11 protein-coding genes and 1 riboswitch are annotated in these 10737 nt (G+C 61.4%); of the genes, 4 read left to right on the forward strand and 7 right to left on the reverse strand.

Annotated features, from left to right (window positions below; genetic code table 11):
* Positions 1 to 44: 44 nt before the first annotated feature.
* Positions 45 to 2561 carry a beta propeller repeat protein gene (locus ACYQ2W_RS08930; RefSeq protein ID WP_459865411.1) on the reverse strand — a complete coding sequence of 839 codons (2517 nt, stop codon included), beginning with the start codon at positions 2559 to 2561 and terminating at the stop codon, positions 45 to 47.
* Positions 2562 to 2892: 331 nt separating this feature from the next.
* Positions 2893 to 3042, forward strand: a riboswitch (FMN riboswitch).
* A 149-nt stretch (positions 3043 to 3191) separates the two neighbouring features.
* Between ACYQ2W_RS08930 and ribB the strand changes: the two genes are divergently transcribed.
* Positions 3192 to 3857, forward strand: coding sequence for a 3,4-dihydroxy-2-butanone-4-phosphate synthase (gene ribB, locus ACYQ2W_RS08935; RefSeq protein WP_459865413.1), 666 nt, complete (start codon positions 3192 to 3194; stop codon positions 3855 to 3857).
* A gap of 343 nt (positions 3858 to 4200) precedes the next feature.
* Here ribB and ACYQ2W_RS08940 read toward each other — a convergent pair whose 3' ends face one another.
* Positions 4201 to 5178 carry a GlxA family transcriptional regulator gene (locus ACYQ2W_RS08940; RefSeq protein WP_459865415.1) on the reverse strand — a complete coding sequence of 326 codons (978 nt, stop codon included), beginning with the start codon at positions 5176 to 5178 and terminating at the stop codon, positions 4201 to 4203.
* 95 nt (positions 5179 to 5273) lie between these two features.
* Here ACYQ2W_RS08940 and ACYQ2W_RS08945 point away from each other — a divergent pair, with 95 nt between their 5' ends.
* Both ACYQ2W_RS08945 and ACYQ2W_RS08950 read left to right on the forward strand, forming a co-directional pair.
* Positions 5274 to 5918, forward strand: coding sequence for a cysteine hydrolase family protein (locus ACYQ2W_RS08945; protein WP_459865417.1), 645 nt, complete (start codon positions 5274 to 5276; stop codon positions 5916 to 5918).
* Between the two features lie 173 nt (positions 5919 to 6091).
* Entirely contained in the window at positions 6092 to 6475 is a 384-nt protein-coding gene (locus ACYQ2W_RS08950; RefSeq protein WP_459865419.1) for a homoserine dehydrogenase, read from the forward strand.
* 19 nt (positions 6476 to 6494) lie between these two features.
* Here ACYQ2W_RS08950 and ACYQ2W_RS08955 read toward each other — a convergent pair whose 3' ends face one another.
* From ACYQ2W_RS08955 to ACYQ2W_RS08975, 5 genes are all read right to left on the reverse strand, one after another.
* Positions 6495 to 6785: a hypothetical protein gene (locus ACYQ2W_RS08955; RefSeq protein WP_459865421.1), complete on the reverse strand. Its 291-nt coding sequence runs from the start codon at positions 6783 to 6785 to the stop codon at positions 6495 to 6497.
* Between the two features lie 294 nt (positions 6786 to 7079).
* Positions 7080 to 7646, reverse strand: coding sequence for a hypothetical protein (locus ACYQ2W_RS08960; RefSeq protein ID WP_459865423.1), 567 nt, complete (start codon positions 7644 to 7646; stop codon positions 7080 to 7082).
* A gap of 123 nt (positions 7647 to 7769) precedes the next feature.
* The gene (locus tag ACYQ2W_RS08965) at positions 7770 to 8693 is read right to left on the reverse strand and encodes a hypothetical protein (RefSeq protein ID WP_459865425.1); all 924 of its coding nucleotides are present in this window, start codon (positions 8691 to 8693) and stop codon (positions 7770 to 7772) included.
* Positions 8671 to 9735: a DNA methyltransferase gene (locus tag ACYQ2W_RS08970; RefSeq protein WP_459865427.1), complete on the reverse strand. Its 1065-nt coding sequence runs from the start codon at positions 9733 to 9735 to the stop codon at positions 8671 to 8673. The genes ACYQ2W_RS08965 and ACYQ2W_RS08970 overlap by 23 nt, the downstream gene beginning before the upstream one ends.
* A gap of 179 nt (positions 9736 to 9914) precedes the next feature.
* Complete coding sequence (locus tag ACYQ2W_RS08975) at positions 9915 to 10289, reverse strand: HVO_A0114 family putative DNA-binding protein (RefSeq protein ID WP_459865429.1); 375 nt, start codon at positions 10287 to 10289, stop codon at positions 9915 to 9917.
* A 217-nt stretch (positions 10290 to 10506) separates the two neighbouring features.
* On the opposite strand from ACYQ2W_RS08975, the gene ACYQ2W_RS08980 reads away from it, so the two are divergent.
* Positions 10507 to 10737 (forward strand): nucleotidyltransferase domain-containing protein (locus tag ACYQ2W_RS08980; RefSeq protein ID WP_459865431.1); only part of this gene is annotated, 231 nt, incomplete at its 3' end.

The following is a 10737-nucleotide window of genomic DNA, read 5'->3' on the forward strand; positions in this document are numbered from 1 at the left end:
CCCATCCTCCGTCTCTGTCGGCGAGTGGGCCGCTTCGGCGAACCCTACGGCGCCAGTTCCAGGCGCAGCGGCTCGGCGCTGTAGTGGAGCACGCCGTCGGCGTCGCGGTAGGCGGCGTAGAAGAGGAACGTGCCGGGCAGTCCCTGTAGCCCTTCGGCGATCCCCCAGCCGTCGTCATCCCCCAAATTGAGCGGCCCGTCGGCCGGCTCCAGACCCGCCAGGGTCTGGTCCCAGGGCACCCAGCGGTCGGCCCCCTGGCGCATCAGCACCGCGCCGTTGTAGACCACCACGTAGTAGATGTGGGCGTCCGCCACCGCCGGGAAGTGCGCCATGATGTCGAGCGGGGTCTGCGCGCTCGGCTGGGCGGGGGAGGCGTCGATCGCCACCTGGACCTGTTCGCTCGGCTCCGCCCCGGTGAGCGGCAGCGGGGCGTAGGCGTAGGCCCCTTCGGCGGTGCCCACCAGCAGGTCGTCGAAGCGCAGCACCCGCACCGCCTCGTGGGTGGTGGAGCAGGAGCTGCCGAAGGTGGCCCAAGTGGCGCCGCCGTCGGTGGTCTCGAAGATGCAGTTGTCCACCGCCAGGAAGGCGTTGTCGGCGTCGGCGGTGTTGACCGTAACCGCGCTGAACGGCGCGCCGCTTGCCCCCGCGGGGGTGACGTCGCTCCAGCTCCAGCTCGACGAACCGGAGGGTTTCTCTCCTTTGTAGGCGCCGCCGTGGGTGGCGACGTAGACGGTGTAATCGCCGCCGAGCCGCACCCCGTCGATGGCGCTGACCACCTCGTTGTCCAGGTTCGCCCCGGTGGTCGGCTGCCAGAACGATGAACTGCCGCAGACCGACAGGCGCCAGCGCAGGCCGCGGGCGCTGCCGCGCTCGTCGCCGACCCCCGCCCACACCGTGTCGTCGCTCACCCACAGGGCGTTGACCGGCATCGCCAGCGGGGTGCCGTCGCTGTTGCGGGTGTCCTCGTTCCAGGTGGTGCCGCCGTCGTCGCTGTAGAAGACGCCGCCGTCGCGACCGCTCTCCCAGTTGCGCCCGGCCAGGTAGACCCGCGGGCAGCTCGTCGGGACGAAGGCGATGCGGGTGATGTCGGAGTGGTCCGGGCGGTTGGCTCCGAAGGAGGCGGTGTGGGCCTCCGCCTCGAAGGTGCGGCTCCAGCCGCCGACCGCGCCGCTCACCGTGGTGGCGGCGGTGTTGAGGTAGATCTTGCCGCCGTTGTTGCCGGCCAGCACGTGGTCCGGGTCGTTGGGGTCGATGGCCACCGCGGTGAAGGGTTCGCCGCTGTCGGGCGGGAAGATCGGGAAGATCCAGTCGCTCGGACGCGAGGTGCTGGTGGGGTCGCTGGGGTCGAAGTGGCGCGCCCGGCCCAGCCCGCTCTTGGCGGCGATCCACAGCTCCTTGGAGGTGGCGCTGTACTCGTAGAAGGAGAAGTCGTTGAGGATCACCCCGCCGATGCCGTAGGCGTTGCCCATCTCGGTGGCAGCGCCCCAGCCGCTGCCGGCGGTGTGGTTGAACTCGCCGATCGCCCAGTCGGTGGCGGCGTAGACCGTGGTCGGGTCGAGCGGGTCCACCTCCAGGGCGCCGTCGTTGGCGTGGGTGGTGATGGTGGCCACGCCGATGCGGGTGGAGAGGTTGGGCGCACGCTCCCAGGTGGCGGCGCCGGCGTCGAGCACCGAGCCGGAGATGAAGACCCGGCCGGCGTTGAACTTGACGTACTGCGGGTAGCCTTCGAAGTAGTTCGGCGAGCCGACGCCGGCGTCGCGGTCCCAGGCGTCGGGCCAGCTGGCGCCGCCGTCGGTGGAGCGGTAGGCCTGGGGATTGGCGGAGCTGCCGGCGATGTAGAGGGTGTTGCCGCTGGGGTCGGAGGGATCGGCGCCCACCACCTGCACCTCCACCGTGGTGGAGCCGGAGGCGGTGGCCGTGGGTAGCGTGATCGCGCTGCCCGCCCCGCCGCCGAAGTTGACTCGCTCCAGATAGGGGGTCATGGCGCTGTCGCGCAGCATCACGTAGCCGTCGCTCGCCGAGACCGCGCTGACCGAGGTTACCTCGCGCCCCGACGGATCGCTGTAGACCACGGTGAAGGGGTCGGCGGTGCCGCCGCCGGAGCGGTAGACCTTGCCGTCGCGGGTGCCGACGTAGAGCCCCGAGGCGTGGCCGAGGAGCACCGTCGGCTCGCTGATCGCGGTGGCCAGCGGGTACCAGCTGCCCGGCGCGCCGCCGCTGTCGCTGGCGAACACCTCGGCGGGGCCGCCGACGGTGTGGATGATGGTGTAGAGATCGTCGCCGTAGCCGCTCGCCAGGTTCGCCTCCAACTGCATCGCCGGGCCGACGATGGTGGGATAGGTGACGCTGCTCCAGCGCGACCGGGTGGCGTCCCACTGGTAGACACCCTTGATGCTGTCGACGCCGATCAGCACGCCGGATGTGGTGCCGTCGGGGTAGGCGGCGACGTCCATCACCTGGCCGCCGTAGATGCCCAGGTTCACCTTCTGCAGGGCGGCGTGGGCGGTGAAGGGGAGGAGGGTCAGGGGGAGGATGAGGAGGGGTGGCGGGGTCCTGCGCATGATCAGGCTCCTTTGGTGGGAAATTAAGCGCCAAAATCCATTTGGTTAAGGCTAGCCTGTCGGGCCGCGTCGTACCACCCTGCGCGCCGTGTCCGCCCGAATGTGTAGGTCGTCGCTACCGCGGCGACGGAAACGGGGGCAGCGGCGCCTTTTCCGTCCTCGAGCCTTGCCGGACGGTAGGGTCCGTTCGGTCGCGGCGCCGGTGTTCACACCCCGCTGCCCCCGTTCGCGTCGCAGCGGTAGCCGCGACCTACGGGGTCGGAAAGGGGGCTTGCGTCGCCCCCTCGCCCGCCGGTATCTTCGGCGGTGCTCTATCAGAGCATCATGATCCACTTATTCTCAGGGCGGGGTGAAATTCCCCACCGGCGGTATCTCCGCAGTGACGGAGGAGCCCGCGAGCGCCCACGCTTCCGCGTGGGGTCAAGCAGATCCGGTGAGAGGCCGGAGCCGACGGTGACAGTCCGGATGGGAGAGGATAAGGCCTTGCGCAAACCCGGCCGCGGCGGTCGGGTTTCGTTGCGCCTGTTCGCCGGTTTTCCGGGGACGCGGTCGATTTCGTTCGCCTGCTCGCCGGGGACCGGCACGTCCCGTTACGCCCTGATTCTGGAACCTTTCATTTAGGAGCACTCCATGAATCAGATCCAAGAACCTTCCCTGTTGGCCCGCTTCGGCGCGCCGCGGACCCGCGTCGAGCGGGCCCTCGATGCCCTGCGCCGCGGCGACGGCGTATTGCTCGTCGACGACGAGGAGCGGGAGAACGAGGGCGACCTCATCTTCCCCGCCGAGTCGGTCAGCGCCGAGCAGATGGCGCTGCTGATCCGCGAATGCAGCGGCATCGTCTGCCTCTGCCTCACCGACGAGGCGGTGCGCCGGCTGCAACTGCCGATGATGGTCAACGAGAACAGCAGCCGTAACGGCACCGCCTTCACCGTCTCGATCGAGGCGCGCGAGGGGGTGACCACCGGGGTTTCCGCCGCCGACCGGGTGACCACCGTGCGTACCGCCATGGATCCGGCCACCACCCCCGACGACCTGGCCCGCCCCGGCCATGTCTTCCCGCTGCGCGCCCAGCCGGGCGGGGTGCTCACCCGCCGCGGCCACACCGAGGGGACGGTGGACCTGATGGTGCTCGCAGGGCTGCGCCCGGCCGGGGTGTTGTGCGAGCTGACCAACCCCGACGGGACGATGGCGCGGCTGCCGCAGGTGGTCGACTTCGCCGGGCGCCACGGCATGCCGGTGCTGAGCATCGAGGACCTGGTGGCCTATCGGCGCGAGGCGTTGGGCCGGGTGGGGTAGCGCCCCGCAGCGCGCCGGCCGCCGTCCCGGCGTCCGGCGCGCGACGATTTTCCCTATTCCGCTGTAGGAGCGGCCCTTAGGCCGCGATGGCGACGGAGTGGGATCTTCAACTCGGCTCGCGGTAGGAACGGAGACGGCGCCATCGCGGCCTAGGGCCGCTCCTACATCTGAATGCGCGAGACCTCGCTGGGACGCGGTCCTACGCGCATTTCTTGGCGGGTCGCCGGGCAGGTCGATGACGGACGAGCGGTCGATCCCGAGGGCGCGGCCGAAGGCTTGGCGCAGCGATGGGCGGAACTTCTCCTCGTCGATCGAGGCGTGCAGCAGGAACCGTCGGACCTCGTCATCCCCCTCCCGTCGGCGAACGGCGGAAGCGCTGCCGGTAACCGGCGGGGGTCACCGAGGTGAGCCGCTTGAACAGGCGGCGGAAGGCGGAGAGGTCGTCATAGCCCACCCGGTTGGCGATCTGCTCGACTCCCAGGCGGGTGGTCTCCAGCAACTCCTTGGCGCGCTCCACGCGCAGCGCCTGCAGGTAGCCCAGTGGCGGCTGGCCGGTGGTGCGGTGGAAGCGCCGGTGCAGGGTACGGTAGCTGACGTGCAGCGCCGCGGCCAGCTCCTGCGCGGTGAGCCGCTCGCCCAGGCGGGACCCCATCCACGCCACCGCGGCATCGGTCAGCGGCTCGGCGAAGCGGCGTTGCAGCGCCATGAACGGGCGCTGCGAGGCGCGCCCCTCGTCGACCAGCATGATCGAGCCGACCCGGCGGGCCAGGGCGTGCCCCTGGAGGCGGCGCAGCACGTGCAGGGAGAGGTCGGTGTGGGCGGTCATCGCCCCGGCGGTGATCGCCGCACCGTCCTCCACCAGCGCCCGGTCGGCGTCGAGGCGTACCCGCGGGTAGCGTCGGGTGAAGGCCTCGCGCAGCCACCAGGTGGTGGTCGCGGCGCGCTCGTCGAGTCGGCCGCTCTCGGCGAGGACGAAGGTGCCGTAGCAACTGGCGGCCACCGGGGTGGCCGGATCGAGGGCGGCGAGCCGCTCGATCACCGGTTGCCATTGAGTCGCCAGTCGCATCAGCAGATCGTCCTCGTCGATGGCGAAGAAGCCGGGCAGGATCACCGTGTCGAAACCCTCCAGCCGGGCGGGGAGGGGGCGGGTGTCGATGCGTAGCGCCGCGGAGAGTTCCACGGGGCCGCCGTCGGTGGAGAAGAGGGAGAGCGTACACGCCGTTTCCGGCGCCAGGCGTTCGGCGATGCGGAACAGGTCGAGGGTGGCGGTGACGCTGGAGGGGGTGGCGCCGGGTTCGATCAGCAGGGCGATTTCGGGCATGGCAGAAGCTGCACGGTTTTTGGCTATTCTGCCACTACGGCGACCTTCTCTGAAGTCGCACCCTGGGGTCTCACTTAACCAAGAGGAGAGACTCCGTGAAGAGACTGTCGCTGCTGCTGAGCCTGTTTCCCACCCTGCTGTTCGCCGCCGAACCGCCGGCCACCCTGTTCGAAATGGCCGGCGCCCACCCCGCCCCGTCCGCCCTCTCCGAGAGCGTCGTGGTGGTGATCGACGCGCAGCGGGAATATGTGGACGGCGCCTTGCCGTTGAGCGGCATCGACGCGGCGCTGGCCGCAGGCCGGCGGCTGTTGCAGCGGGCGCGGGCGGCGGGGACACCGGTGATCCACGTGGTCCACCGCGGAGCTCCCGGTCTGTTCGACCCCGACGGCCCCTACTTCGCCATCGCCGCGCCGATGGCCCCGGTGGCGGGTGAAACGGTGATCGAAAAGCGGCTGCCCAACGCCTTCGCCGGCACCGGCCTGCAACGGGCGATCGACGCCACCGGCCGCAGGAAGTTGATCGTCGTCGGTTTCATGACCCACATGTGTCTCAGCTCCACGGTGCGTGCGGCGCTGGATCTGGGCTACACCACCACCGTGGTGGCGTCGGTCACCGCGACCCGCGATCTGCCCGACGGCAAGGGGGGAATGGTCTCGGCGGGTGAGGTGCAGCGGGCCAGTCTGGCGGCGTTGGCCGATCGCTTCGCGGCCGTGGCTGCGGCAGTGGACGACATTCCCTAGTGAAACGCCAGCCTGTCGGCAAGCACCTCTTTCGTTGAACAAATTCATCGGATCGGCGTTTACTCCTGAATTTGGTGCCTATGGCGGGGATCACCGCTCGACAGGCCCGCCGTAGGTGCCGTAACGTTCCATGTTCAGTGTTGATGACGCGATACAACGATGAAGGAGAAGTCATGAAAGCGGTTACCGTTGCCGATATCGCCCTGGTGGGCCTGGGTGAGGTGGGAGAGCGTTTCCTGGAGGAGATGCTGCGGTTGAAGTCGCGGGGGATCAACATCCTCTGCGTTGCCGAGCTGGAGGACACCCCCGGGCGGCAGCGGGCGGTGGAGGAGGGGATCGAGGTGAAGACCCTCGACGAGATCGTCGCCATGGGCGGCCGCGTCGACGTCATCTTCGATCTCACCGGCGCTCCGGCGGTGCGCAAGGGGCTGCGCGAGCAGATGCAGGCGAGCGGCAACCGCCACACCATCATCGCCCCGGAGACCATGGCGCGGATGCTGTGGGCGGTGGTCAGCGAGGAGGCGCTGGGTGGTCACGAGGGCGAACGAGGCTACTAAGGCCCGCGAAACTCTAAGCCTACAGCGCGTCGCGGTTTTCTCCGCCCGCTCGGTCGCCGGGATCGGTTTCGGCGCTTTTTCGGACGTACCACCCCAGTAGCCGGGCGGCGTCTCCGTCCTTCAGCCGCCGTGCGTGGCGGGCATGGTGCAGGGCCTCTTCCGGTCGTTTTCGCGCCAGTGCCGTGAGGGCGGCGGCGATGGCCCGGCGGGCCGCCCTCTCGGCCTGTTGCGGCCGTTGGAGGTTGCAGCCGCAGCGGGGACAGCGGGACGGGTCGCCGAGGCGGGTACGGCGGGCGGAGCAGCGTTCCACGCGTCACCCCGGGCAGCGCCACCGTGGTGAAGACAACGCGATCCTGAGCAAGCGCGAGCAGGTATACGCTCAGGCGAAGGAGAGGAATCCAGCACGCTGGTCAGGAACCGGGCGCCCATCGACTCGGTCGCCCTGCATCCGGAGCGAGCCAACGACGACCGCGCCGGTGCGGCGTGATCGCAAAAACGCGACAACTATCTTGAAAAACACCGCCCTACCTAGACCACGGCTTGTCCAACAAACGGTTCAGATCGTGGTTCGCCGCGCTCAGCGAACACGATCTAACCTTATTCATTATGGCGTCCTATATTGCCACAATAACAAATCAAGAATCTTTGTATCTGTGAAGGTATAATCAGGAAAGCGTTGTTCAAACTTTGTTTTGAGTGGAATAAACTCCGGCAGAGTAATTAGGTGATTCATTTTTTCCACTAGGGCTTTATGTGTTTTTACGCATTCTTGCATTCTGTCATGAGCATTATAAGAAGGTAACGATAAACCAAGATTGCCTAAAACAATTTTATCTAACGGAGCAACATTTGGGTTTATCGTGGCAAGTAGCTTTGATCCAAAAGATGTTTCTATCCTTCCGGTGACATATTTTAGTTCTTTCAAAATATAATTTAGGGAGATCGCATTATTGTTTTTGTGTTTTTCTATAAGAGTAAAATACAAGTTATATGCTTCTGACTTCGGCAGCCTTAAAACGTAAAATCCAGTATATGTGCGGCGATATATGATATCATTTGCCACGTTAACTTCATGCAATCTGTTTTGTGTTAGTTTATATGCCGAAAGCTTATTCGGTTTTAAATTCCCTAAAATATTTTCTATATTAATTCGTAAATCTTCTAGTATCACCTGGAACTACCCCTTTTAGCCATAACGTCAAGGCTAACCGGCCACCCAAAGCGGTGTGGCTGTAGCGCAGCGAAAGCCGCTTTGGGTGGTCCGAGTTCGGAGTTTGGCCGCATGTTAGATTTTTTATGATTGCTCTAGCAGGTCAGCTGTTTCTCGGAATTTCTCGGCTAGGCGTTTGGTTGCATTAGGATCAGAGCTTGATAATGTGGCGTTCTTAGCAATTCTTTGTAGCGCAATATCAATATCACTCTCAGACGCGCTCTCGGTGAATATTGATAAAAATTGCTGCCAAGCAGAAAGCTGAATTCCCGCAAGTTTGTCTGTAAATAACTTGGAGATATATTCTTCCATTACACCAGAGCGGGCTAATCGCCCGTAATTGCCACCGCCATCACTTTCGGGGCGATCTGAAATCATATCGGATTTTGTCGGATAGGATCGTTCTACTGTGGACAGGTGTATACCTTTTTTTGATGTTCCTTTTCGCTTGTGCTCCCAATGCCAGTTTCGATACTTGGCAGCGTGACGCGCCCCCATTACGAAAGGTTCAAATACTATAGGAGATCCTGAAATTACGTTTTGCAAAGCCCACGGAACTACAACAAGTAAATCAGCTGGCGCGCATACGGCGGGAGTTACTTTGTACCTAAAGCTAGGTTCCTTTTCCTTTGCAAGGATGTACCAACCTTTGAGCTCAATACCAAGAATAATTGTTGGTGTTACATTGGGAGCACTTGCTTTTAGTACGACGTCTGGGAATGTTTGAGGCTGCCGCTCAAATTCATAAAGTGCATAATGCTGCTCTGGATCCCAGACGGAACGAAGCCTATTCAGTGAATTGACAACTTGTTGCTCAATTGTGGCCCCAAGTGATGAGTTGAAGGCAAAGAGGTCAGTTGCAAGAACACCGTCAATATTTAACGAGCTTTCAAAATTAGAAGGCAGTGAATAGACCGCCTTCTTAACTGCCAAGTATAGCTCGTAGTGTTCCCAGCTCTCATTTGGACCGATGGGTTCCGGGGGATTAGGTATTACGCTTTCGCTCATAATACGGCAGTTCCTTATAAGTTTCTTTTATTCGTTCAGATGCAGCATCAAAATACTCCGGTATTACTTCTGATGCATAGCAAGCGCGACCAAGCTTTAGCGAAGCTACCGATGCAGAACATAGTCCACCGAAGGGTTCCCATACGATGTCACCTGGATCGGTGGACGCGGAGATAATTCGATCCATTAAAGTTAAAGGTTTTTGATTTGCATGAAGCGATTTCATTCCTTTCTTTATGATACGTTCTTTCCCTCGAACAGCGGGTTCTTGCCATACGTTGGTTATTCCATGCGTATGATTCCATTTTGCTCTCATGCGACTCCACTTTATTGCCGTTAATGGAGAAGTGTCGTCGAGAGAAAAATATGGCTTATTTGTGGATTGGCCATATTTATTAGCGTAGTTAGCCAATATTTCCATCTTTTCGGGAGGCGGGAAGTACCATAAATGACATTGAGTAAAGTATTTTCTTGTGGCTGCGTTTTTTACTCCGCATGCTTCATTAGTTTTATATAAAGGCAAACCGCTTCGCAGCCACTCGCTACGGAGCCATTCTTTTATTGAACAGGGTTTTCCCTCTATATCACGAAGTTGTATTTCTCTAACATACTGAACGCATATTTCCGTTACAACGGGAAAACCTCGAATTGTATCTCCGTTGCAATTGCCAGCGACATGACCTATACCTTTATCCCAAATATGCGCGGCTTTGTACTTCCACCCGTGAAGCTTTAAAACTTGATGAACTTCCGCCCAGGCCAATTCGGAACACCAAAACCAAAGTGTTGTTTCGGCGGTTGATTTTTTACTCCATTCGGCGATATGTGGGGCATACCATTCAGCTAGACTATCTACACCGTTAGGCTCACCGGGAAATTTGGCTAATCCATAAGGGCCATCAGAAACAATTGCTGTGGGGCTAGGCCACTTTTCGTAGTTTTCAAGAGAGTCTCCTAGATGAAGACTTATGAGAGGGCGCGCGGTATCCTCGACCAACATTGGGGAGGTTCTACGCTTTTGATATTTAAGGATTTTAGCCATGTCTTAGTTCCTACTTAGGACTCGTTCTACTATTTTACCAAGACTTATGGAAATCGTTAGGAAAACCGTTAGGGTCAGGTCTTTGTTTTTGTGCAATGCCTACGTTCAAGATGTGGCTAGTATGAGCATTTGAATCAAGGCCACCTGTGACGCAATGTGAGGGGGGAGCTCGCTCATGACTAGGCTGCTGCGAGATTGAAATCGGCCTCGACATGAACTTTGTTCGCCTTTGCTACCGGTCTGACGGCCTTACCTTCCGGCACCATTTCAATGAGACCGTACTGCTCCATTTTGCGGAGAGTGCGCGTCAGGTTCGACTGCGCCCGATGGACCATGGGTGCCAATTCGGATATGGAGCCGGGCTTTCTTGTGGCGATTACCCGTAATAGCTCAAGATTCTTTTCGCTGAGGATTTCTCCAGCGGCCTTGAGAGAGGGGAAGTAAATTTTCGGGTCGCTCGGCTTGGGCTTGAGTTCGCCCCGAGCAATTGCCAGCGTTCTTTCCTGATATTTCTCCCAAGACAGAATCCCGACTTTAATCGTCTTTATGCTCATGTTTTAGCCACCACATTGCCGTCCAGATCCAGGAGTGTCCCCAGCGAATAATCGGTGTCGGTGGGCCTCATGCGCATACCATATCAGCAGGGTATATAGGGGTCAAGGGGCGCTGGGTGCCACCGGAATGGGGAGGAAATTGATCGCCCTCCCTTGAAAGACGGCGGCAACCTTCCGATACTGTGCAAAACAACACGGTCATTTCGTCGCTCATGCCATGACCACCGCCCCTTCCGATCCACCCGACAAGGCCCCTCGCTGCCTTACCAACACCCTCGACCACCTCCCGGAGGCGAAGCGGTATCAGCTCGAACGCATCAAGGAGGTGCTCTGCTCGACCGTTTCCCTCGACTGGCTGGTGCTCTTCGGCAGTTACGCCCGCGGGGATTGGGTCGAGGACCCGATCCACCGCTATTTCTCGGACTACGACCTGTTGGTAGTGGTCTCG

The organism is Endothiovibrio diazotrophicus, assembly GCF_054657215.1.